The following is a 23129-nucleotide window of genomic DNA, read 5'->3' as shown; positions in this document are numbered from 1 at the left end:
GCTATCGCGAGCAAGCTCGCTCCCACAGGGATTGTCGGTGAATGATCGAGCGCGCCAATACGCCACTGTTCCCGTCGGGCGGCGATGCAGGCAAGATGAAGGCCTGCAAGTCAGAACACAGGAAGCTGATCGTGACCGAAGCGTTTATTGTCGTTCAAACCGCCGAACAAGCCGTGGATCGTCTGGCGGCCCTGCACGAGCGTGCGACCACCGCGTTGAACCAGGCGCTGATGCGTTACCTCAAGGATCGCGTCGAGCCGGATGCCGAGCAGCGTGCATTGTTTCGCTATCCCGCCCTGCGTCTGACCTACCACTGCCACGGCGAAGTCCCGCAAACCACGCGTGCCTATGCCAAGGTCCAGTTGCCCGGCACCTACAGTGTCACCGTCACCCATCCCGCCGCGTTCCGTAAATACCTGTTGGAACAGCTGGTCCCACTGATGCACGACTTTACCGTCACCGTGGAAGTGGGCGTCAGCGAACAGAACATCCCGTACCCGTACGTGGTGGAGCAGGGCGACGAACTGGCCGGCTCCGGCGTGACTGCCGCGGTGCTGGCGCGGGTTTTCCCCAGCACCGACCTGTCGGCCGCCACCGATGGCATCGCCGACGGCCTCTATGACTGGGAAAACACCGACCCGCTGCCCCTGGCGCTGTTCGACGCCGCGCGGGTGGACTTTTCCCTGCGCCGGCTGGTGCATTACACCGGCAGCGATTGGCGCCATGTGCAGCCGTGGATCCTGCTGACCAACTATCACCGTTATGTCGACCAGTTCATCGTCCATGGCCTGGAGCAACTGCGCAGCGACCCGCGTTTTGTACGCATGGTCCTGCCGGGCAACGTGATCATCGACAAGGACATGGAGCACAGCGAAGCGTCGGCCATCGCCGCCGGCGTGGTCTGGCACCGCTACCAGATGCCGGCCTATCACCTGCAGGCCAGCGATGGCCATGGCGTGACCCTGGTGAACATTGGCGTCGGCCCGTCCAACGCCAAGAACATCACCGACCACTTGGCCGTGCTGCGTCCGCATTGCTGGCTGATGATCGGCCACTGCGGCGGGCTGCGGCAGTCCCAGACCATCGGTGACTACGTGCTGGCCCACGCCTACATGCGTCGTGACGGGATCCTCGACCGGGTCGTACCGCCGAACATTCCGATCCCGGCCCTGGCCGAAGTGCAGATGGCGCTTCAGCAGGCGGCGGCGAACATCACTGGCGAGAAGGGCGACGAGCTGAAAAAGCGCCTGCGCACCGGCACCGTGCTGACTTACGACGACCGCAACTGGGAACTGCGCTGGGCCCAGGAACGCCCGCTGATCAACCTGTCCCGCGCCGTGGCGGTGGACATGGAAAGCGGCACCATCGCCGCCCAGGGCTATCGCCTGCGGGTGCCCTATGGCACGTTGCTGTGTGTCTCGGACAAACCGTTGCACAGCGAGATCAAGCTGCCGGGCTCGGCCAACGCGTTCTATGAACGAGCGGTCAACCAGCACCTGAAAATCGGCATCGCGGCGTTGGACCTGTTGCGCACCGAGCTCAACTCGCTGCACTCACGCAAGCTGCGCAGCTTCGACGAGCCGCCATTCCGCTGATCGGACGGTGGTTATTTAACGGTCGGGCCACTAGCATGGTCGGCCCTGACCGTTAGATGTTGTATTCGCCATGTCCCGTCCTCCACGTCCTGCTTCCCGCCGTCCTGGCGCGAAGCCTTTAGCCGCCGCACCGCGCCGTGTGGCCAAGGCTCCGCCGGCCGAGCCGAAGCTGATCCTGTTCAACAAACCCTTCGATGTGCTGACGCAATTCAGCGACGGTGAAGGGCGGGCGACGCTCAAGGATTTCATCGATGTACCGGGCATCTACCCGGCCGGACGGCTGGACCGCGATAGCGAAGGCTTGCTGTTGCTGACCAATGATGGGCAGTTGCAGGCGCGTACTGCCGACCCCAAGCACAAGCTGGCCAAGACCTATTGGGTGCAGGTGGAGGGCGAGCCGAGTGCCGAACAGTTGCAGCGATTGCGCGATGGGGTGGAGTTGAACGACGGCATGACCCTGCCGGCCGAGGCGCGCTTATTGGATGAGCCGCAACTGTGGCCGCGCAACCCGCCGGTACGTTTTCGTAAAAGCGTGCCCACGAGTTGGCTGGAACTGGTGATCCGCGAAGGGCGCAACCGCCAGGTACGGCGCATGACCGCCGCGGTGGGTTTGCCGACCTTGCGTCTGGTGCGGGTCAGGATCGGCGACTGGACGATCGAAGGGCTCGATCAGGGCCAGTGGAAAGAAGTGCCGGCGCGCTTATAGCGTCCCGGATTCGATCAGGCCGATCACCACGCTCTTGATGACGAATGCGGCCACGCCCAGGCCCAGCACGAAGAACAGGATGAACGAGCCGAAACGGCCGGCCTTGGACTTCTTCGCCAGGTCCCAGACGATGAAACCCATGAAAATGATCAGGATGCTGACCAGGCCGGTCATCATCCACTCTTCGAAAACAGCAGGATCCATCGGGGCACTCCGGCGTAAGCGGGGTTGAAAAGGCGCGGCGAGTATAAGGCATGAGGCGCGGGCGCGGGGTTGGCCTGCGGCGGTGTGTCGCAGCTATTCATCGGCTGGGCTGATGCTATCGCGAGCAAGCTCGCTCCCACATTGGATGTATGGCGAGCGCACTATCTGTGAGCGCCCGGCCCCCTGTGGGAGCCGAGCTTGCTCGCGATGGCGTTCTTAGCTACGCAGGTGAGTCAACGGCAACTCGGTACTGTTGAGCACCTGGTTCAGCACAAAGCTGGAACGCACGCTGGTAACGCCATCAATACGAGTCAGGTGCCCCAACAGCAGTTTCTGATAATGGTCCATGTCCGGCACCACGACCTTGAGCTGGTAGTCCGCGTCCATGCCGGTGACCAGGCTGCACTCCAGCACTTGCGGCAGGTTGCGGATGGCGGCTTCGAAGTTCTCGAAGCGTTCGGGTGTGTGACGGTCCATGCCGATCAGCACATAAGCCGTCAGGCTCAGGCCCAGCAGCTTGCGGTCGAGCAAGGCGACCTGGCGGGTGATGTAGCCGTCATCTTCCAACTGCTTGACCCTTCGCGAGCAGGGGGAGGGCGACAGGCCGATGCGTTCGGCCAGTTCCTGGTTGGAGATGCGCGCATCGCGCTGCAATTCCGCCAGAATGCTCAGGTCGTAACGGTCGAGTTTGCTCATCGGTCGGGCCTTTATCTTGATAATTGCGGCAGATTATCTATCCGAGGTTAAAAATTGCGCAAGTGATGTTTATTTCCGCAATCTTCGCAATCATCTGTCGATGCCTCGCCCTTATCCTTATCACCAAGATCACTGCTCGGACAAACAGTCCAGTGCAGCCCGCCCAATCAGGCCGGCTGCGGTCGCAGTACCCACCGGTACTGGCAGGCCCCCGAGCTGCATACCGTCCAGAAGACGGCGTGAGGTGAGCCGACGTCATAAGCGTCGAGCACGGACGAAATTCTCAAGGGGAGGCCGACGGGCCTCCCTTTTTTAATGCCTGCGAAATAAACCCCGCGACTGATAACCTGTCGCAGAACCGGCCTGGGCATTTCCAGTCTTATCATCAGGCCCTGAACCGTTGTGAGGAATTTCATGAAGTCGCGCATCTGGCGTTTGGCAGGTGTTGGTCTGTTGTGGGCAAGTGTCAGTGCGCAGGGAATGGCCGACGATCAGCAAAACCGTGGTGGCCCGGATGGCAATCGCGGCCAGGGTTACTCGGGCCAGCCGCGGCCGCAGAGCAACGAAATCATTCGGGGCGACAACAGCCGTCAGTTCGAGGTCAAGCCGCAGAACCCAGGCGGACAACACTACGATCGTCCACCGCAGGACCCCAACGCCCACGGTCGTCCGCCGCAGCCGCAACCCGGTAACAACCTGCCGATCCAGGGCCGGCCCGACAGCGTGACCCAGACTCGCGAACCGCAACCGGGCTACTACCGCGACATTCCTCGTCGCAATGATGGCTATCCGAACGCAGGTCCGCGACCTGATCATGACGGCCGTCCCGATCAGCATTGGCCCGGTCGCCCGGGTGGGCATGGCAACGGTTGGGGGCCAGGGCCGCAATACCGTCCAGGTTATGTGATCGACCGTTTCCCGGATCGCAACTACCGTGTGCCCTATCGCGGCCAGGACTATTTCTACTCCGGTGGCTATTGGTATCGCCCGCAAGGGCCGCGTTATGTCGTGGTCGCGCCGCCGCGTGGCATCCGTACCCGTTACCTGCCCGATTACGCCAGGGAAGTGTGGATCGGCAGCTCGCTGTTCTTTCTCGCTGCCGGCGCCTATTACATCTATGAAGCCAATACCCAGGATTACGTCGTGGTCGATGCGCCGGTTGCCAATCCGCAGCCCCAACCCCAAGGCAACAGCTTTGATGTGGTGGCCTACCCGGCCAACGGCCAGTCTCCCGAGCAGGTCAATCAGGATGGCTACGACTGCTATCGCTGGGCTGTGCAGCAGAGTGGTTTCGACCCGCGCAGCTACACCTACCCTCCGGCACCGGAAGTGGTGCAGACCTATCGCCAGGCCCAAGGCAGTTGCCTGGGCAGTCGTGGGTATCAGGTGACGTACTGAGTATTCATCACTGAATCAGAGTCGGACATCTGCTTCTGTGGCGAGGGAATTTATCCCCGCTGGACTGCGCAGCAGTCCCAAAAAGCAGCCGACTCGATCTGTCTGGCAGACCGAGTGGTGAGGTTTCAGGACTGCTTCGCAGCCCAACGGGGATAAATCCCCTCGCCACGTTCTGTGTTCGGCATCAGGCGTTGGCGCGCTGCACCACTTCCGACGGATCGGCATGCACCAGCACTTCCGCCTTCGGGTAGGCATGGTGAATGGCATCGGCGGCCTGGTCGCTGATGCCGTGGGCCACTGACAGGGTCAGTTCCCCCGGCAGCTCCAGGTGCAGTTGCACGAACCAGTGGTTGCCGGAGATCCGCGTACGCAGGTCGTGGGCACCGAGCACGCCGGGCACGGCGCAGGCCAGTTCCAGCATGTGCTGGCTGACGTCGGGCGGCAGTTCCTGATCCATCAGTACGGCGAAGCTTTCCCGGGCGATCTGGATGGCGCTCCACAGGATGTACGCCGCGATCCCCAGGCCGAACCAGGCGTCGAATTGATACCAACCGAACCCGGCCAGCACCAGTGCGACCAGGATGCTGCCGTTGAGCAACAAGTCGGAGCGATAGTGCAGCGAGTCGGCACGCACGGCGTTGGAGCCGGTGGCGCGGATGACCCGATGCTGCAATGCCAGCAGCGCCAGGGTCAGCCCGAGGGAAAACACGATCACGCCGACACTCAACCAGGGCGCGTCCACCGGCATCGGGTTTTTCAGGCGTTCGAAGGCCTGCAAGGCAATCAATACCGCACTGCCGCCGATAAACAGCGCCTGGGCCATGCCGGCCAGGGATTCGGCCTTGCCGTGACCGTAACGATGATCCTCATCGGCGGGGCGCAGGGCGTAATGCACCGCCAGCAGATTGAGCAGTGAGGTGACGCCGTCCAGTGCCGAGTCGGTCAGGCCGGCAAGCATGCTCACCGAGCCGCTCAGCCACCAGGCCAGGGCCTTGGCGACGACCAGGATAAGCGCCACGGCCACTGACGCCCGGGTGGCCAGGCGCAGCAGACGGGCGTGTTCGGTGCTGCTGGTCATGGCGCGGTCGTTCCTTCAGTAGCGCTTGTCATGCGGCGGGCTTGAGGCCGAGGGCGGCCAGTTGTTGCGCGCTGCCCTTGTGCTTGATCAGCCGAGGATCGTCCAGCGGGAAGCTGCGGCCCAGTTCGCGTTCCAGGATCGCCTGCAATTTCTGGTTATTGACGGTGCCGTCGGCGTTGATGGCCGGCTTGAGTTTATCGGGCTCGATCTGGACGCTGCGGCCCGGCTCGAAATAGATGGCGCCGGTGGCGAAGTCCACGGCGAACGCGATCAGGCCGGGGATGATGTAGAACAGCAGGCCGACGGCATCGAGGGCGGCGATGGCCGGGTCGATCTTGCCGTCGATCTGGCCACGACGGTCCGGGTAGAAGATCGAGCCACAGGCGCTGATCTGGGTCAGCAGGGTGGCGACCAGGACGCCACCGATCACGCGAAAGGGAATACGCATAGCAATCTCCTGAACAGGTAGAGGCGTTGCTGGTTGGAGTCCAGACCACGCTAAACAGTTCGCCGTTATACTCGGCCCTCTGTTTTGGAGCCAGCATGATTTCTTTGCCGATTGATGAAGTTTTACCCGCCCTGCGCCAAGCCTTGGCCTTGCGTCACGAAGCCGTGCTCGAAGCGCCGCCCGGTGCCGGTAAAACCACCCGTGTGCCCCTGGCCTTGCTGAACGAGTCCTGGCTGGCCGGGCAGACCATCCTGATGCTCGAACCCCGACGCCTGGCGGCACGGGCGGCGGCCGAGCGCCTGGCCAGCGAGCTGGGGGAAAAGGTCGGTGAAACGGTTGGCTATCGGATTCGCCTCGACAGCAAGGTCGGGCCCAAGACCCGTATTGAAGTGGTCACCGAGGGCATCCTCACTCGCCGCTTGCAGGACGACCCTGCGCTGGAAGGCGTGGGGCTGCTGATTTTCGATGAGTTCCACGAACGCAGTCTCGACGCCGACCTGGCCTTGGCCTTGAGCCTCAACGGTCGGGAGCTGTTTCGCGAAGATCAGCCGCTGAAGATCCTGCTGATGTCCGCCACCCTGGAAGGCGAGCGCCTGGCCGGGTTGCTGGGCGACGCGCCGATCCTGCGCAGCGAAGGCCGCATGTTCCCGGTGACGGTGCGTTGGGGCCGGCCGTTCAAGCCGGGCGAGTTCATCGAGCCACGGCTGGTGCAGACCGTGCTCGAAGCCCTGCACGATGAAACCGGCAGCGTCTTGGTGTTTTTGCCCGGGCAGGCGGAGATCCGCCGGGTTCATCAGCAACTGGCCGAGGCCTTGGGCGAGGGCGGTAACGTGTTGCTTTGCCCGTTGCACGGTGAATTGGAACTCGCGGCACAACGCGCCGCCATCGACCCGGCGCCCACCGGCCAGCGCAAGGTGGTGTTGGCCACCAACATCGCCGAAACCAGCCTGACCATCAACGGCGTGCGGGTGGTGATCGACGCCGGACTGGCCCGGGTGCCGCGCTTCGATCCGGGCAGCGGCATGACCCGGCTCGACACCCAGCGCATTTCCCGGGCCAGCGCCACCCAGCGTGCCGGTCGGGCCGGGCGTCTGGAGCCTGGTGTCTGCTATCGATTGTGGTCCGAAGACCAGCATGAACAATTGGCCGCTTACGGCAGCGCGGAGATTCTGTCGGCGGACCTGGCCGGGTTGGCCCTACAACTGGGGCGCTGGGGCGTGACGCCGCAGCAACTGGTCTGGCTCGACATCCCGCCCGCCGCGGCCTATGCCCAGGCTCAAGACCTGCTGCAACGCCTGGGTGCGCTGGAGGGCGAGCAACTGACCCGCCACGGCCAGGCCATGGCCGAACTGCCGGCCCACCCGCGTATCGCTCATCTGCTGTTGCGCGGCCAGGCCCTGGGACTGGCGGACATGGCCTGCAACGTCGCGGCGCTGTTGGGCGAGCGCGACATCCTGCGCGGTGCCGGTGCGGACCTGCACAGTCGCCTGGCTTTGCTGTCCGGCGAGGAGCGGGCGGCGCGGGGCGCCCAGGGCGGGGTGCAGCGGGCGCGGCAATTGGCCCGGCAATACCGCGGTTACCTGCGTGGCAAGGCCGAGGACGCCGTGGCCGATCCCGATCACCCGCGCTGGCTCGGCGCGTTGCTGGCGTTGGCCTACCCGGACCGCGTCGCCCAGCAGCGTCGACCCGGCGGCGCGGAGTATCGCCTGGCCAACGGCCGTGCGGCGCTGTTTGCCGAGGCTGACAGCCTGATGAAACAAGCGTGGCTGGTGATCGCCGACCTGGGCAGCCGCCAGGGCCAGCGGGAAGAGCGTATCTACCTGGCAACGGATTTCGACCCGACCCTGTTCGATTCGGTATTGGCCGAGCAAGTGCGCACGGTGGACCAACTCGATTGGGACGAGCGCGAAGGCGTGCTGCGTGCCGAGCGCCAGCGCAAGGTGGGTGAGCTGGTGCTCAGCCGCGAACCGCTGACCGGCCTGGATGAGTCAGCCCGTAGCCAGGCGTTGGTGAACCTGGTGCGGCGCAAGGGTCTGGAAGTGTTGCCCTGGACCCCGGAGCTGCGGCAATGGCAGGCGCGGGTGGGGCTATTGCGCCGCCTGGACCTAGACACCAAGGGCACGAGCGAATGGCCAGATGTCAGCGACGCAGCCTTGCTGGATAGCCTCGAACACTGGTTGATGCCGTACCTGGGCCGCGTTTCGCGCCTCAGCCATTTCGCCAACCTGGACCTGTCGAGCCTGGTTCACAACCTGTTGCCCTGGCCCCTGCCGCAACGCTTGGATGAGCAGGCCCCGCACCACTTGAGCGTGCCCTCGGGTTCGTCGATCCGCCTGGACTACAGCGAGCATCCGCCGATCCTGGCGGTGCGCCTGCAGGAACTCTTCGGCCTGGCCGACACCCCACGCATTGCCGGCGGCCGTCAGGTCGTCAAGCTGCACCTGCTGTCGCCGGCGCGCCGACCGGTGCAGGTCACCCAGGACCTGGCGAACTTCTGGCGCAGTACCTACGCCGAGGTGAAGAAGGACCTCAAGGGACGCTATCCCAAGCACTACTGGCCGGACGACCCGCTGGTCGCGCAAGCGACGGCGCGGGTCAAGCCGCGCAAGTGAAAATCCCAGGCTTGGCCACGGTTGCAGATGGTAAATTCACCGACGGATAAGCTGCTTGCGCGCAGCCTCACTCAGCTCCAGATTTGGAAACATCATGGCAAAGAAACCCGCAACGCGCTCCACTGACGCATCGATGACGGCGGCCAACAAAGGGGCCAACCTGACATTGATCGATGTGGCAAGGATTGCCGGGGTCTCGCCGATGACCGTTTCCAGGGCCTTGCATCGACCGGAACTGGTGAGTGAGAACACGCGGGAGAAGGTCCGGGAGGCGGTACGCCAGTCGGGTTATGTGCCAAACATGCTGGCCGGTGGTCTGGCGAGCAACAAAAGCCGCCTGGTGGCGATCTTTCTGCCAACCATCGCTAACTCCATTTTTGCAGACACCGTGCAATCGCTGATGGACCGCCTGACCCAGGCGGGTTACCAGACCCTGCTGGGGCTTACAGGCTACAGTGCCGAACAGGAAGAAAAACTGCTGGAGGCGGTACTCGGCCGGCGCCCGGATGGCATCGTATTGACCGGTACGCTTCACACCGAATCCAGTCGCTTGCGACTCGCTCAGGCAGGTATTCCGGTGGTCGAGGCCTGGGACCTGAGTGACGAACCTCTGGACATGCTGGTCGGTTTCTCCCACGAAAAGGTCGGGGAGGCCACCGCGCGACACTTGGTGAAGAAGGGGTATAAGCGTTTTTCCGTGCTCACCATCAGCGACCCCCGGGGCCTGCGTCGTTGCGACAGTCTTATCGCCGAACTGAAGCGCCAGGGAATTGAACACGTGCCCATGGAGATCCTGGCGCCACCTGCCACGCTTGAAGTCGGCCGAGAGGGGCTTCGGCGACTGCTGGACCAATCGCAGCGTCCCGACATCGTGGTGTGCAGCTCGGACACCGTGGCTCAAGGCGTCTTGGCTGAAGCTGCCAGTCGAGGCTTGAATGTGCCCGGCGACCTTGCCGTCATGGGGTTCGGGGACCTGAGCAGTGCCGCGCACGTTTACCCGGCGTTGTCGACGGTCAGTGTCGACGGCAAGCGAATGGGCTTGCAAGTGGCCGAGGCGCTACTTGAACGATTCGAAAATCCTGCGACCCGCAAAGCGGTGCGGATTGACACCGGTTTCACCTTGATCGACCGCGCCAGCACCTGAGCGTGACAATCTGCTTGCAGAGGCTCTGTGGGTTGAATGATTGCGCAATCAGTATAGTATTCATTCAAAGGTCTTCGGTTTCATCAAGCGAGGGCCTTTTTTAGATTAATGAATGATTGCGCAATCATGCGCCCGCTGACAGGCGCTTTCGCACCTGATCTCTTTCCAGCACCTCATCTGTTCAAGGAGCACGTCCATGCCTGTATCCAAAGCACTTCCCAAGTCCTCCGATGACGACCGTATTGCCTGGGTTCGTGTGGCTTCGGTGATCTTGCCGCTGGCCAATCCAATCAGTGATGCCAAAGTGCTTACCGGGCGGCAGAAACCGATGACCGAGATCGCCATCCTTTTCGCCGAAATTGAAACCCTCGACGGGCATCGTGGCCTGGGCTTCAGTTACTCCAAGCGTGCCGGTGGACCGGGGCAGTTCGCCCATGCCAAGGAGATCGCACCGGCGCTGATCGGCGAAAACCCGAGTGACATTGCCAAGCTCTGGACCAAACTTTGCTGGGCCGGCGCTTCGGTGGGCCGCAGTGGCCTGTCGACACAGGCCTTGGGTGCGTTCGACGTGGCGTTGTGGGACCTGAAAGCCAAGCGCGCCAACTTGTCGCTGGCTCGTTTGCTCGGTGCCCAGCGCGATTCGGTGCGTTGCTACAACACCTCGGGAGGCTTCCTCCACACCCCGCTGGATCAACTGCTGAAAAACACCGACTTGTCCCGCGAAAAGGGCATTGGCGGTATCAAGTTGAAAGTCGGGCAACCGGATTGCGCCATCGACATTGAACGGGTCAGTACGGTGCGCAAGCACTTGGGCGACGACTTTGCGCTGATGGTCGATGCCAACCAGCAATGGGATCGGCCGACGGCCCAGCGCATGTGCCGTCAGTTCGAAGCGTACAACTTGGTCTGGATCGAGGAACCGCTGGACTGTTATGACGCCGAAGGCCACGCCGCATTGGCACGGCAATTCGATACACCGATCGCCACGGGTGAAATGCTCACCAGCGTTGCCGAGCATGCCGAGTTCATCAAGCTGCGCGGCGCCGACTTCTTGATGCCGGACGCGCCACGGGTGGGCGGTATCACCCCTTACCTGAAGGTCGCGTCAATGGCCGAGCAAGCAGGCCTGATGCTGGCTCCGCATTTCGCCATGGAACTGCACGTTCACCTGGCGGCGGCCTATCCGACCGAACCCTGGGTCGAGCACTTCGAATGGCTTGAGCCACTGTTCAACGAACGCCTGGAGACCCGTGAGGGTCGGATGCTCGTACCCACCCGTCCCGGCTTGGGGCTGACACTCAGCGACCAAGTCACACCGTGGACGGTCCAGGAAGCCGAGGTGGGCGCTCGTCCCTGAGAGCCTGCCGGGACAGCGACCCTGCGCGCGGATAGTCATGTCGGGGATCCGCCGCTAAGGCTTAGCCGGCAGCAGGAACCGTGCAATCACCGGCAAGTGATCGGAGATGCGCAAGGTATCGTCCTGGCGTACCTGGGCTTCAACCCGTTTTATCCTGGGGCTGTAGAACAGGTAGTCGACGGTGCGGTCGGGGCCGTTGAGGCCGGGGTCGTTCGGGTAGTGGGTCAGCCAGTGCGCGCGGTCGATGCCGCTGGCTTCGTTGTTGGTGGGGATCATCGGGTATTTGTCCCACAGCAGGTGCAACGGGCTGTCGGCGGAGTAGGGCGTGCGTTGTTCGGACGGCAGGCGTCGGTACTGGCCCAGGGGCAACAGGTTGAAGTCGCCGCCGATCAGCCAGGGCGCGCCTGCGGATTCGAACTTATCCAATGCCTTGGTCACGGCGGTGATTTGTCTGGGCAGGGTTTCGTCCGGCTCGGTGGCCCGTTCCAGGTGGGTGTTGAGCACCGCCAACTGGCTGCCGTCGCTCAGTGGCAGGTAGCTCACCAGCAAGGCGTTTTTCGGCTGGAACTGACGGTTGATGAAGTTGGCGTCGGCCACCGGCAGTTGCACCCGTTCGGCATGGTCGATGCGGTAGCGACTCAGGGTCGCCAGTTGCCGGCCGACGCTGCCGAAGATGTGCGGGTCGGGAATGAAGTCGGCTTTCCAGTCGAAGGCGCTGGTGCCACACGGATAGAGGTCGGCCAGGCGTTCCTGCAACAGTTTGAGCTGGTCCTGGTAGTCGGTGGCCTTGGCGCCCTTGTCCAGTTCCTGAAGCAACACGATGTCCGGTTGCTCGTCGCGGATGACCCGTGCCACTTCATCGAGGCTGAAGGCCATGTCTTCCAGGGTCGGGCTTTCATCGTCGCCCTGGGCCAGGTCGTGCCAGAACACGTAGCGCTTGCCAGCGAGGAATTGGACGTTCCAGGTCATCACCTTCAAGGCCTGGCCGGGCACCAGCGGTGCCGCGTTGGCGGTGCAACTGACCGGCATGGGTTCCCGGGGCTGCGGCCGCCAGGTCAGGCTGTAGATCGACAGGACGGCCAGGCTGAGGATCAACAGCAGGCCCAGCAGGATGTTGCGCAGTAGACGGGTCATGGCTCGGCTTATGGGCGAAACGTGCTCCCGAGCATAACCGAGAGTGGTTCTCAAGCCCAGGGCTGTCGCCGTGTGCGATCAGCGACCCTCGGGCCTGGCTTCGATCAGCATGAACAGGCGAAACAGCACCACGGTGGTGAACAGTTGCAGGAAGCTGTGGACGCTGTCGATCAGCAAGCTGACTGCGGGGTTCTGCGGTGATGGATACACCGAGACGCTGACGCCCTTGAGCAGCCACAGCGGCCCCATCACTGCAAGAATGCACAGCAGGACCCGCCAGAAGTTGCCGCGGGACATGTTCAAGCTTTCCTTCATTGCCGCCAGGGGTGTCAGGCCCCTGAGGACCAACAGGTATTCGCCGAAGGCCAGGGTCACCATCAGCCACAGGCCCGGCAGGAAGTACAACGACAGCCCCACCAGGATCAACAGCGTGTTGAGGGCCGTCAGCAACGCAAAGCGTGGCCACAGGGTCAGGGCCATTGCGAGCAGGTCCCGCGCGAGGGGGGCTTCACCGCGGCTGCGGGCGTCGAGAAACAGGATCAGCGCGGCGGTATACAAGGGGTACACCAGCAGCCCGACGATCACGCTGTAGCCGGGGAAACCGTCGGGGCCGAGGGCACTGTCCACGCCTTGCTGCAGCAACGCCTCGAGTATGACCAGCGGCAGGCACAGCTGGGCGATCCGGCCCAGATGGCGCTTGAAGAAATACAAAGAGTCGCGCAGCACGTCAAACGGATTCATGAGTCGGTATCGCAGTTCAAAAGCGGTCCGACACTTTAACCGATCAGGCGCCCGCACAAGCAAACGTAAACATCAGGTAAAGACCATTGAAAGCTTTTCGGCGAGCCCCATTACTGATGGGCACCGGTCTTCGGGATCGGAATGGTTTCTACCCGGCAATCGAATGAGGTCGCCATGAACAGCGAAGAACAAACCCTGATCGATGGACTGTTTTCACGGCTGCAACAGGCCGAAAAGGACTCAGCCCCGCGCGATGCCCAGGCCGAGGCGCGGATCAAGGAACACCTGGCGAGCCAGCCAGCGGCGGGCTATTTCATGGCCCAGGCGATCCTGGTGCAGGAGGCCGCGATCAAGCGCCTCGATGAGCAGAACCGGCAACTCACCCAGCAGGTCGAGCAATTGCAGGCCGAGCTGCAACAGGCTCGCAAGCAGGCGCCGGCCGCCAGCGGTGGCGGTGGTTTCCTCTCGAGTATTTTCGGTGGCAGCTCGCGGGATTCACGCCCGGCGAACGCGCCGGCTTCCGGCAGTGGTGGTTGGCGCGAACCGGCCCAGGCGTCCTTCAATGCGCCGGCCCAACAGGGCTTCGGCGCACCGCCCGGCAATTATGGTGCGCCGCAGCAACAGGCCCCGGCTGTGGGCAGCTTCCTCGGTGGCGCGCTGAAAACCGCGGCGGGTGTGGCCGGTGGCGTGATGCTGGCCCAAGGCATCAGCAGCCTGTTCCACAGCAACCAGCAACCCCAGGAAATCGTCGAGGTCATCAAGGAAGAACCGACGCAACCGGTCAACGACACCGCCAACAGCGGCGACAACGGCTGGGGCGATGACTCGCGCGTGGCCGATAACGACGCCTACGGCAACGATCCGGGCGGTTTCAGCGACGCAGACTACAGTGACGATTCATCCTTCTTCGGCGACGACGACTCTTTCGTCTGACCTGCCATTCGTCCGGGGCGCCCTGGCGCCTCGGGCCGATTATTCGCGGAACAATCCTTCTGGCTGGCATACTGGGCGACTTTTCGGCCCTGGTGGTCTGCGTACGTGTGCATCCAAGAGGAAACGCGGTGAAAAAAATTGCAGTGTTCGCCGATGTCCAGAACCTCTACTACACCGTGCGCCAGGCTTACGGTTGCCATTTCAACTACGCCGCGCTGTGGGCCGATGTGAGCAAGCAGGGGCAGATCGTCGAGGCCTACGCCTATGCGATCGACCGCGGTGACAGCAAGCAGCAGCAATTCCAGCAGATCCTGCGCAACCTGGGTTTCATCGTGAAGCTCAAGCCCTACATCCAGCGCAGCGACGGCTCGGCCAAGGGCGACTGGGACGTGGGCATCACGCTGGACATCATGGACGCCGCCGACCACGTCGATGAAGTGGTGTTGGCCTCTGGCGATGGCGATTTCGACATGTTGCTCGAGCGCATCATCCAGAAACACGGTGTGCAGGCCGTGGCGTATGGCGTGCCGGGATTGACCGCCAACTCGCTGATCCGCGCCGCCAGTCGCTATGTGCCCATCGAAGGCGCGTTGTTGCTCAAGAATTGATTTTCACGGAGTTCAAAAGGTTTGGAACGCATCGCAGTCATCGACTTTGAAACCACCGGGATCACCCCGAGCAGCAGTTGCCGGGCCACCGAGATCGCCGTGGTGATCCTTGAGCGTGGCCAGATCGTCGACCGCTACCAGAGCCTGATGAATGCCGGCGTGCGGGTGCCGGCCTTCATCGAACAACTGACCGGCATCAGCAATGCGATGCTGCGCAGCGCACCGTCGGCGGAAAAGGTCATGAACGAGGTCAATGAGTTTGTCGGCATCACGCCGCTGCTGGCCCACAACGCCGCGTTCGACCAGAAGTTCTGGGATTTCGAGCTGGGACGCATCAAGCGCACCCGCTTGCAGAATTTTGCCTGTTCACTGTTGCTGGCCCGACGCCTGATGCCGGCGGCACCGAACCACAAGCTCGGCACGCTGAACACGTTCGCCGGCTTGCCCCACACCGGCCAGGCTCACCGGGCCATGGCCGACGCCGAAATGGCCGCCAACCTCACCGCGCACCTGGCTTCGGAACTGCGGCAAAAGCATGGGCTACGGGAGTTGTCCCATGATTTGCTGTGCAGCTTGCAGAAAGTGCCGGCGGCGAAGATTAACGAGCATCTCAAGCGCCATCGCGGGTTCTAAGCACCCCCCAACCAACTGTGGGAGCGAGCTTGCTCGCGATAGCGTCGGATCAGTCAGGACTTATGGTGACTGACACTCCGCTATCGCGAGCAAGCTCGCTCCCACAGGTTGTTCAGTGTTCGATCCTTATTTCCCATTGCCTTCCAACTGCCCCAACGGCACACGCTTTTCAATGGCGCTGGACAGCACGATCGAGGTCTTGCTGAAACCGAACTTGGCGATGCGGTTGATCAGATCCTCCAACTCGGGCATCGAGCCCACCGCCGCTTGCATGATCACGCACGGGTCGCCTGTCACCCGGTGGCACTCGGTCAGTTGTGGGATCTTGTACAGTTCGTCGTAGGTCTTCTGGTTGCCGTGCTGGTTCATCCGCAATTCGATGACGCACTGCACCGGCAGGCCGATCTTCGCCATGTCGACTTTGGCTTGATAACCGGTGATGACGCCGCTGGCTTCCAGTTTGCTGACCCGCTCGGCCACGGCCGGGGCAGACAGGTTCACTTTGCGGGCCAGTTCGGCGTAGGACGCACGACCGTTTTCCAACAAGGCGCTGAGCAGCATGCGGTCGTATTTATCCACGGTTTGGCTTCCTGTTGGCGTGACTTTCGAAAACGCGATTTATAGCGTTGAACGCCGTGTTTTGAAAAGTGTATGGCTCGGATAAACAGGTTTTGTAGCTTAATTTCCGTCTGTCGCCTTTCTAGAATGATGCTTCTCATCGTCCTGATTTCGAGCTGAACATGCCTGGCCCACGCCGTTTCCCCTTGCCATTGATCGCTGCCTTCTTTGCCTTGTACGTCATTTGGGGGTCGACTTACCTGGTGATTCGCATCGGCGTGGAGCATTGGCCGCCGCTGTTGTTGGCCGGGATTCGTTTTGTGCTGGCCGGTTCGCTGATGTATGGCTTCCTGCGCTGGCGCGGGGCACCGGCGCCGACTTGGGCGCAGTGGAAGGCCGGGGCCATCATTGGCGTGCTGTTGCTCAGTTTCGGTAACGGCGCGGTCAGTGTCGCCGAGCACACGGGCGTGGCGTCCGGGGTGGCGGCATTGGCCGTGGCGACGGTGCCTTTGTTTACCCTGCTCTGCGGATATTTCTGGGGGGCGCGTAATACTCGCCTGGAATGGGCGGGGATTGTGCTGGGGTTGATCGGCATCGCCATGCTCAACCTCGGTTCCAACCTGCAATCCAGCCCGTTGGGGGCGACGTTGCTGGTGTTCGCGGCGGCCTCCTGGGCCTTCGGCTCGGTGTTGAGCAAACACCTGCCGTTGCCGGCCGGGGCGATGGCCAGTGCCGTGGAAATGCTGGTGGGCGGTGTGGTGCTGTTGATCGGCAGTGTGGCCAGCGGCGAGCACCTGGACAGCATGCCGCCGCTGGAAGGTTGGCTTGCCTTGGCTTACCTGACCTGCTTCGGCTCGATCGTTGCCTTCAATGCCTACATGTACCTGCTCAAGCATGTGCGCCCGGCGGCCGCCACCAGTTATGCCTACGTCAACCCAGCCGTGGCAGTGTTGCTGGGGATCGTGTTCGCTGGTGAAACCATTGGCGCTGAAGAAAGCGTGGCGATGTTGGTGATCATCAGTGCCGTGGTGTTGATCGGCTTGCCGCAGTGGCGCAAACCCAAGCCTGCGCCGGCCGTCTCCTGATTTAGGGTAAACTGCCGCGCATTGCACACCTTGCGCTGATTTTTCCTACGGTACTTCCATGACTTTCGCCACCCTTGGCCTGATCGAACCCTTGCTGCGCGCCCTCGAGACGCTTGGCTACCAGACCCCGACCCCGGTTCAGGCCCAAGCCATGCCGGCAGTGCTCGCCGGTCGCGACCTGATGGCTGCGGCCCAGACCGGCACCGGCAAGACCGCCGGCTTCGCGGTGCCGCTGTTGCAGTTGCTGACCACCGAAGGGCCGAAGGTCGCGGCCAACTCGGTGCGGGCGCTGATCCTGGTGCCGACCCGCGAGCTGGCGGAGCAGGTCCATGAAAGCGTGCGTCAGTACGCGCAACACCTGCCGCTGAGCACCTACGCGGTGTACGGCGGTGTCAGCATCAACCCGCAGATGATGAAGCTGCGCAAGGGCGTCGACCTGCTGGTCGCCACGCCGGGTCGTTTGCTCGATCTGTTCCGTCAGAATGCGCTGAAGTTCAACCAGCTGCAGACACTGGTGCTGGACGAAGCCGACCGCATGCTCGACCTGGGCTTCTCCGAGGAACTGGCGAATATCTACAAGGCCCTGCCGAAAAAACGCCAGACCCTGCTGTTCTCGGCGACTTTTTCCGATGCGATCCGCTTGCTGGCCGGGCAGATGCTCAATGATCCGCTGAGCATTGAAGTGAGCCCGCGCAACGTGGCTGCCAACACCGTCAAGCAATGGGTGGTGACGGTGGACAAGAAACGCAAGCCGGAATTGTTCGTGCACCTGATGCGCAAGCACAAGTGGAAACAGGTGCTGGTATTCGCCAAGACCCGCAATGGCGTCGATGCGCTGGTGGAGAAGCTCCAAGGCCTGGGCGTCAACGCCGACGGCATCCACGGTGACAAGCCCCAGGCCACCCGCCAACGTGCGCTGGACCGCTTCAAGACCAGCGACGTGCAGATCCTGGTGGCCACCGACGTCGCCGCCCGTGGCTTGGACATCGAGGATTTGCCCTTGGTGGTGAACTTCGATCTGCCGATCGTCGCCGAGGACTACATCCACCGCATCGGCCGTACCGGCCGGGCGGGTGCCACCGGACAGGCGATTTCCCTGGTCTGCGCCGACGAAGTGAATCTGCTGTCGGCCATCGAGATGCTGACGCGCCAGACGCTGAATCGCCAGATGGAACAGGACTTCGAACCCGAGCATCGAGTGCCGGACACCGATGCCAGCGGCCAGGTGATCAAGAAGCCGAAAAAGCCGAAGAAACCGAAAACCTCCGGGGGGGGCGGCAAGCGCAACCTGGGCAAGTGGGTGGACAGTGGCGACGCTGCGCCGGTGGAACCTTCGGTCAAGCCTGTGCGAAAAGTGCCGGTGTTCAATACCGGGCCGCGTAAGCGTAAGCCTTGATGACCTGCCAGGTCTGATAAATCGCTATCGCGAGCAAGCTCGCTCCCACAATTGACCGGGTTCTGTCAGAAGGATTGCGATAAATGTGGGAGCGAGCTTGCTCGCGATAGGCGCGCCTCGGTCTTCAACCCTTGCGCTGTAGCCACTCCACCATTCCCAACCCCGCTGTCCGGCCACTGGCAAAGCACGCCGTGAGCAGGTAGCCACCGGTCGGCGCTTCCCAGTCGAGCATTTCCCCGGCGCAGAAAACCCCGGGCATTTGCTTGAGCATCAGGCGTTCATCCAGGGCTTCGAACGTCACGCCACCGGCGCTGCTGATGGCTTCATCCAGAGGGCGGGTTTTCACCAGGGTGACCGGCAGGGCCTTGATCGCCTGGGCCAGCCGCGTCGGGTCAGTGAAACACTCGGCCGGGGTGAGCTCGCGTAACAGCGCCGCTTTGACGCCGTCGATGCCCAACTGGCTGTGCAGGTGCTTGGCCATCGAGCGTGAGCCGCGCGGTTTGTTCAGGGCCTGGAGGATTTTATCCACAGGCCGGCCCGGCAACAGGTCCAGATGGAGGGTCGCGCTGCCGTGCCGGTTGATGGCTTCGCGAATGGCGGCCGACAGGGCATAGACCAGGCTGCCTTCGAGGCCGGTGGCGGTGATTACGCATTCGCCAAGGCGCGGCACATCGTCGTTCAGGCCCATGGCGATGTTCTTGAGTGGGGCGCCGGCGAACTTGCTGATCATCAGTTCGCTCCAGGCCTCGACTTCGAACCCGCAGTTACTCGGTTGCAACGGCGCCAGGGCCACGCCGCGCTGTTCCAGCGCGAGCATCCAGGCGCCGTCAGAGCCCAGGCGCGACCAACTGCCACCGCCCAGGGCCAGCAAGGTGGCCTTGGGCCGCAAGGTTTTTTCGCCTTCCGGCGAGTCGATGCGCAAGCTGCCATCGGGGTTCCAGCCGAGCCAGCGGTGGCGGGTGTGGATCGCCACTCCGGCTTCGCGCAGGCGCTTGAGCCAGGCGCGTAACAGCGGGGCGGCTTTCATGTCGGTAGGAAATACCCGTCCGGAGCTGCCGACAAAGGTGTCGATGCCCAGCCCGTGGATCCATGTGCATAACTCATCCGCCCCGAATGCCCGCAACATGGGCGCGAGATGGGGTGCGCGTTCGGCATAGCGGGACAGAAAGGCCGGGAAGGCTTCGGAGTGGGTGATGTTCATGCCTCCCACGCCGGCCAGCAGAAATTTCCTGCCCACCGATGGCATGCCGTCGTACAGATCGACCTGCAGGCCGGCCTGGCTCAACACCTCGGCCGCCATCAGGCCGGCAGGGCCGCCGCCGATGATGGTGATGTTTGGGACGAAAGGCTTGGCGGTCGAGGTCATGATTTGAACTGTGGGGGCTGGAGTAGGCGGGGCATTCTACCAGCACAACTCTTTGTGGGAGCGAGCTTGCTCGCGATAGCGGAGGGTCAGCTACATGAGTGTCACTGACCTACCGCTATCGCGAGCAAGCTCGCTCCCACAGGGGGTGGGTGGTGTTGCCCAGGAAGTGATCAAAAAACAGCCAAGCCTCCGTACGCTACAGCCAGCATAGCCTGTAGGCCGTTTCGCTCAGGTTATCCACAGGCCGCTCCACAGGCATTGTGGGTAAAGCCCAGGTTTCAGTGACAGCCTGATGACGTCCAGACCCGTTGTGCGCTGTGATGCAGGATTCCGTGGCGGCGGGCCAGGGCCTGGCGATCCTTGCTGTAGCCTCCGCCGATCACGCCGACCACCGGGATGTCGCGTCCCAGGCAATGGCGCATGACGCTCTCGTCCCGGGCGGCGAGGCCTTCGTCCGTCAGCTTCAGGTAACCGAGGGCGTCGTCCTTGTGTACGTCGACGCCCGCGTCATACAGCACCAGGTCCGGCTGGTAGAGCGGCAGCAGGTAGTTGAGCGCATCGTCCACCACGTTCAGGTATGCGGCGTCGCCCAGACCCATCGGCAGTGGGATGTCCCAGTCGCTTTGCGCCTTGCGTGCGGGAAAATTCTTTTCGCAGTGCAAGGAAACTGTCACGGCGTCCGGGGTGTCATGGAGTATTCGAGCGGTGCCGTCGCCCTGATGCACATCGCAATCGAAAATCAGCACCCGCGAGACCCGACCGCTGGCCAGGAAATAGCGGCTGATCACCGCCAGGTCGTTGAAAATGCAGAACCCGGCCGGGTGGTCGTAGTGGGCGTGATGGGTGCCGCCGGCCAAGTGACAGGCCAGGCCGTGTTCGAGGGCCTGTTCGGCGGCCAGGAGCGAACCTCCCACGGCGCGGACCGTTCGGCGGGCCAGGGCCTCGCTCCAGGGCAGGCCAAGTCGCCGTTGGTCTTCGCGGGACAACTCGCCGCCCATGTAGCGTTCGATATACGCACGGTCGTGGGCCAGGGCGAGAATGTCCGGCGGACACAGCGATGGGCGCAGCAGGTCCGCATCACAGGTCAGGCCGCTGTCCACCAGGTGATCGCGCAGCAGGCGAAACTTGTCCATGGGGAAACGGTGTTCCGCCGGGAATTCGGGGCTGTAGTCTTCGTGATAGATCAACGGCAGCGGCATGGTGTTTTCAGCAGTGATTGAATGACGGATCCTACCAGCGATGTAGACTCAGGGCATGGAAAGGGAGTGAAAATGGAGCCGATACTGGAACTGGAAAGCGCACGGCTGCTGCTACGGCAGTGGCGCGATGATGACTTGCCGGAATTTGCCGCCATGTGCGCAGACCCGCAGGTGATGCGTTACTTTCCCGAGCGCCTGAGCCGTCTGGAAAGCGCCGCCCTGATCGGCCGAGTACGTGGGCATTTTGCCGAGCACGGTTTTGGTTTGTGGGCGCTGGAACGCAAGGACACCGGGGCCTTCATTGGCTTTACCGGGCTCGGTGTGGTCGGGTTCGACGCGCCGTTCACACCGGCCATCGAAATCGGCTGGCGTCTGGCCCGGGAGCACTGGGGGCTGGGGTATGCCAGCGAAGCGGCGTGGACGGCACTGCGGTGTGCTTTCGACTCATTATTGCTGGGCGAAGTGGTGGCGTTCACCGCGGTCGATAACCTGCCATCGCAAAAAGTCATGCAGGCCATCGGCATGCACCACGACCCGGCTGACGATTTCGACCACCCAAAACTCGCAGTCGATCATCCATTGCGTCACCATGTGCTCTATCGCATCAATCGTGAGCAGTGGTTGCAGACCCTGCACGGTTAGCCGACACGGACGTTTACAATGCCCGCCCGAATGGCCTGGGCCAACAATCGATCCACCGCCGCAGCGTAGACTGCGCGGTATTGCGCTGTGTGAGGAAAGTCTGAATGAGCCACGTGTTGGAAGATCTGGTCGACCTGCTGACCCTGGAACCGATCGAAGAGAACCTGTTTCGCGGTCGCAGCCAGGACTTGGGGTTTCGCCAGTTGTTCGGCGGCCAGGTACTGGGCCAGTCGCTGTCGGCGGCCAGCCAGACCGTGGAAGAGGCGCGCCATGTGCATTCGATGCACGGTTATTTCCTGCGTCCAGGCGATGCCGCGTTGCCAGTGGTCTACCAGGTGGACCGGGTGCGTGACGGTGGCAGTTTCAGCACCCGTCGGGTGACGGCGATCCAGAAGGGCCACCCGATCTTTACCTGCAGTGCGTCTTTCCAGTACGACGAACAGGGCTTTGAGCACCAGAGCACCATGCCGCAAGTCGTCGGGCCGGAGAACCTGCCGTCCGAGCTGGAACTGACCCAGCAGCGTGCGCACCTGCTGCCCGAGCACATGCGCGAAAAACTGCTGTGCCCCAAGCCGATCGAAGTACGCCCTGTCACCGAAAAAGACCCTTACAACCCGCAGCCGGCCGACCCGGTCAAATACGTGTGGTTCCGTGCCGATGGCGCCTTGGCGGATTCGCCGGCCTTGCACAAATACCTGCTGGCCTACGCGTCGGACTTCGGCCTGTTGACCACTTCGCTGCTGCCCCACGGCAAATCGGTGTGGCACAAAGACATGCAGGTCGCCAGCCTCGATCACGCCTTGTGGTTCCATGCCGACCTGCGCGCCGATGACTGGTTGCTCTACGCCATGGACAGCCCGTGGGCCGGCAATTCCCGTGGTTTTTCCCGGGGCAGCGTGTTCAACCGCGCCGGGCAACTGGTGGCCTCGGTCACCCAGGAAGGCCTGATTCGCCATCGCAAGGACTGGGCATGAGCCTGTCCGAGGTTCGTCACTGGGTGTTCGACATGGATGGCACGCTGACCATCGCTGTCCATGACTTTGCGGCGATCCGCGTGGCCCTGGCGATTCCGCCTGAAGATGACATCCTCACGCATCTGGCAGGGTTGCCCGCCGAAGAAGCGGCGGCCAAGCATGCCTGGTTGCTGGAACACGAACGGGACCTGGCGCTGGGCTCCAAGCCTGCACCGGGCGCGGTCGATTTGGTGCGAGAGCTGGCCGGGCGCGGCTATCGCCTGGGCATCCTGACCCGCAACGCCCGCGAGCTGGCCCACGTGACCCTGGAGGCCATTGGCCTGGCGGACTGTTTCGCCGTGGAGGATGTGCTGGGGCGCGACGAGGCACCACCCAAGCCGCATCCCGGGGGCCTGTTGAAGCTGGCGCAGGCCTGGGACGTGGCGCCCGAGACAATGGTGATGGTTGGTGATTACCGCTTCGACCTGGACTGCGGGCGTGCGGCAGGGGCGCGGACGGTGTTGGTGAACCTGCCGGATAACCCGTGGCCGGAGCTGACGGACTGGCATGCGCGCGATTGTGGGGAGTTGCGGCGGATGCTTTCGGCTTGAGATGGATATTGGCTGGCTAGCCGCTATCGCGA

23 protein-coding genes are annotated in these 23129 nt (G+C 62.9%); 14 read left to right on the top strand and 9 right to left on the bottom strand.

The genetic code is table 11. The annotated features are described in order from the left end of the window. The first annotated feature begins 95 nt into the window (after window positions 1-95). Together amn and ACMTA2_RS28590 are read left to right on the top strand one after the other, a co-directional pair. Complete coding sequence (amn, locus tag ACMTA2_RS28595; protein WP_413795738.1) at window positions 96-1595, top strand: AMP nucleosidase; 1500 nt, start codon at window positions 96-98, stop codon at window positions 1593-1595. A gap of 139 nt (window positions 1596-1734) precedes the next feature. Continuing rightward, window positions 1735-2301 (top strand): pseudouridine synthase, encoded by a 567-nt coding sequence (locus ACMTA2_RS28590; RefSeq protein ID WP_413795737.1) that lies wholly within the window; start codon window positions 1735-1737, stop codon window positions 2299-2301. On the opposite strand, the gene ACMTA2_RS28585 is transcribed toward ACMTA2_RS28590, so the two are convergent. Both ACMTA2_RS28585 and ACMTA2_RS28580 read right to left on the bottom strand, forming a co-directional pair. After that, a complete protein-coding gene (locus tag ACMTA2_RS28585; protein ID WP_007937369.1) occupies window positions 2296-2505 on the bottom strand; it encodes a DUF2788 domain-containing protein in 210 nt (69 codons plus the stop codon). The genes ACMTA2_RS28590 and ACMTA2_RS28585 overlap by 6 nt on opposite strands. Window positions 2506-2721: 216 nt before the next feature. Further along, on the bottom strand, window positions 2722-3201 hold the full coding sequence (locus ACMTA2_RS28580; RefSeq protein ID WP_003185723.1) for an Lrp/AsnC family transcriptional regulator: 480 nt from the start codon (window positions 3199-3201) through the stop codon (window positions 2722-2724). A 414-nt stretch (window positions 3202-3615) separates the two neighbouring features. Between ACMTA2_RS28580 and ACMTA2_RS28575 the strand changes: the two genes are divergently transcribed. After that, window positions 3616-4599: a DUF6515 family protein gene (locus tag ACMTA2_RS28575; RefSeq protein WP_413792764.1), complete on the top strand. Its 984-nt coding sequence runs from the start codon at window positions 3616-3618 to the stop codon at window positions 4597-4599. Window positions 4600-4783: 184 nt separating this feature from the next. Here ACMTA2_RS28575 and ACMTA2_RS28570 read toward each other — a convergent pair whose 3' ends face one another. After that, on the bottom strand, window positions 4784-5677 hold the full coding sequence (locus ACMTA2_RS28570; protein WP_413792763.1) for a cation diffusion facilitator family transporter: 894 nt from the start codon (window positions 5675-5677) through the stop codon (window positions 4784-4786). A gap of 28 nt (window positions 5678-5705) precedes the next feature. Further along, entirely contained in the window at window positions 5706-6125 is a 420-nt protein-coding gene (locus ACMTA2_RS28565) for a polyribonucleotide nucleotidyltransferase (RefSeq protein ID WP_413792762.1), read from the bottom strand. Window positions 6126-6220: 95 nt separating this feature from the next. Here ACMTA2_RS28565 and hrpB point away from each other — a divergent pair, with 95 nt between their 5' ends. From hrpB to ACMTA2_RS28550, 3 genes are all read left to right on the top strand, one after another. Beyond that, window positions 6221-8737 carry an ATP-dependent helicase HrpB gene (gene hrpB, locus ACMTA2_RS28560; RefSeq protein WP_413792761.1) on the top strand — a complete coding sequence of 839 codons (2517 nt, stop codon included), beginning with the start codon at window positions 6221-6223 and terminating at the stop codon, window positions 8735-8737. A gap of 94 nt (window positions 8738-8831) precedes the next feature. Further along, a complete protein-coding gene (locus tag ACMTA2_RS28555; protein ID WP_413792760.1) occupies window positions 8832-9881 on the top strand; it encodes a LacI family DNA-binding transcriptional regulator in 1050 nt (349 codons plus the stop codon). 196 nt (window positions 9882-10077) lie between these two features. Continuing rightward, on the top strand, window positions 10078-11238 hold the full coding sequence (locus ACMTA2_RS28550; protein ID WP_413792759.1) for an L-talarate/galactarate dehydratase: 1161 nt from the start codon (window positions 10078-10080) through the stop codon (window positions 11236-11238). 54 nt (window positions 11239-11292) lie between these two features. On the opposite strand, the gene ACMTA2_RS28545 is transcribed toward ACMTA2_RS28550, so the two are convergent. Both ACMTA2_RS28545 and ACMTA2_RS28540 read right to left on the bottom strand, forming a co-directional pair. After that, complete coding sequence (locus ACMTA2_RS28545; RefSeq protein ID WP_413792758.1) at window positions 11293-12372, bottom strand: endonuclease/exonuclease/phosphatase family protein; 1080 nt, start codon at window positions 12370-12372, stop codon at window positions 11293-11295. Window positions 12373-12450: 78 nt separating this feature from the next. Beyond that, complete coding sequence (locus ACMTA2_RS28540; RefSeq protein WP_413792757.1) at window positions 12451-13113, bottom strand: YciC family protein; 663 nt, start codon at window positions 13111-13113, stop codon at window positions 12451-12453. 174 nt (window positions 13114-13287) lie between these two features. Here ACMTA2_RS28540 and ACMTA2_RS28535 point away from each other — a divergent pair, with 174 nt between their 5' ends. From ACMTA2_RS28535 to ACMTA2_RS28525, 3 genes are all read left to right on the top strand, one after another. Further along, window positions 13288-14046, top strand: coding sequence for a DUF2076 domain-containing protein (locus ACMTA2_RS28535; protein ID WP_413792756.1), 759 nt, complete (start codon window positions 13288-13290; stop codon window positions 14044-14046). A gap of 128 nt (window positions 14047-14174) precedes the next feature. Beyond that, the gene (locus ACMTA2_RS28530; RefSeq protein ID WP_013694260.1) at window positions 14175-14654 is read left to right on the top strand and encodes a LabA-like NYN domain-containing protein; all 480 of its coding nucleotides are present in this window, start codon (window positions 14175-14177) and stop codon (window positions 14652-14654) included. Between the two features lie 21 nt (window positions 14655-14675). Then, window positions 14676-15287, top strand: coding sequence for a 3'-5' exonuclease (locus ACMTA2_RS28525; RefSeq protein WP_413792755.1), 612 nt, complete (start codon window positions 14676-14678; stop codon window positions 15285-15287). A gap of 126 nt (window positions 15288-15413) precedes the next feature. On the opposite strand, the gene ACMTA2_RS28520 is transcribed toward ACMTA2_RS28525, so the two are convergent. Then, on the bottom strand, window positions 15414-15866 hold the full coding sequence (locus ACMTA2_RS28520) for an Lrp/AsnC family transcriptional regulator (protein WP_413792754.1): 453 nt from the start codon (window positions 15864-15866) through the stop codon (window positions 15414-15416). A gap of 161 nt (window positions 15867-16027) precedes the next feature. On the opposite strand from ACMTA2_RS28520, the gene yedA reads away from it, so the two are divergent. Beyond that, on the top strand, window positions 16028-16930 hold the full coding sequence (yedA, locus tag ACMTA2_RS28515) for a drug/metabolite exporter YedA (RefSeq protein ID WP_413792753.1): 903 nt from the start codon (window positions 16028-16030) through the stop codon (window positions 16928-16930). Between the two features lie 58 nt (window positions 16931-16988). After that, window positions 16989-18326, top strand: coding sequence for an RNA helicase RhlE1 (gene rhlE1 / locus ACMTA2_RS28510; RefSeq protein WP_413792752.1), 1338 nt, complete (start codon window positions 16989-16991; stop codon window positions 18324-18326). A 124-nt stretch (window positions 18327-18450) separates the two neighbouring features. Here the strand turns inward: rhlE1 and ACMTA2_RS28505 are convergent, their stop codons facing one another. Then, window positions 18451-19692 (bottom strand): TIGR03862 family flavoprotein, encoded by a 1242-nt coding sequence (locus ACMTA2_RS28505; protein WP_413792751.1) that lies wholly within the window; start codon window positions 19690-19692, stop codon window positions 18451-18453. Window positions 19693-19970: 278 nt separating this feature from the next. Further along, complete coding sequence (locus ACMTA2_RS28500) at window positions 19971-20891, bottom strand: histone deacetylase family protein (protein ID WP_413792750.1); 921 nt, start codon at window positions 20889-20891, stop codon at window positions 19971-19973. Window positions 20892-20963: 72 nt separating this feature from the next. Between ACMTA2_RS28500 and ACMTA2_RS28495 the strand changes: the two genes are divergently transcribed. From ACMTA2_RS28495 to ACMTA2_RS28485, 3 genes are all read left to right on the top strand, one after another. Continuing rightward, window positions 20964-21533: a GNAT family N-acetyltransferase gene (locus tag ACMTA2_RS28495; RefSeq protein ID WP_413792749.1), complete on the top strand. Its 570-nt coding sequence runs from the start codon at window positions 20964-20966 to the stop codon at window positions 21531-21533. A gap of 104 nt (window positions 21534-21637) precedes the next feature. Next, window positions 21638-22507, top strand: coding sequence for an acyl-CoA thioesterase II (gene tesB / locus ACMTA2_RS28490; protein WP_413792748.1), 870 nt, complete (start codon window positions 21638-21640; stop codon window positions 22505-22507). Beyond that, window positions 22504-23097: an HAD family hydrolase gene (locus ACMTA2_RS28485; protein WP_413792747.1), complete on the top strand. Its 594-nt coding sequence runs from the start codon at window positions 22504-22506 to the stop codon at window positions 23095-23097. The genes tesB and ACMTA2_RS28485 overlap by 4 nt, the downstream gene beginning before the upstream one ends. The last annotated feature ends 32 nt before the right edge of the window (window positions 23098-23129 follow it).

Origin of the sequence: Pseudomonas medicaginis (genome assembly GCF_965119365.1) — a bacterium.
Taxonomy (GTDB): domain Bacteria; phylum Pseudomonadota; class Gammaproteobacteria; order Pseudomonadales; family Pseudomonadaceae; genus Aquipseudomonas.
Note: the sequence above shows the minus strand (reverse complement) of the source record. Positions and strands in the feature narration are given on the sequence as shown.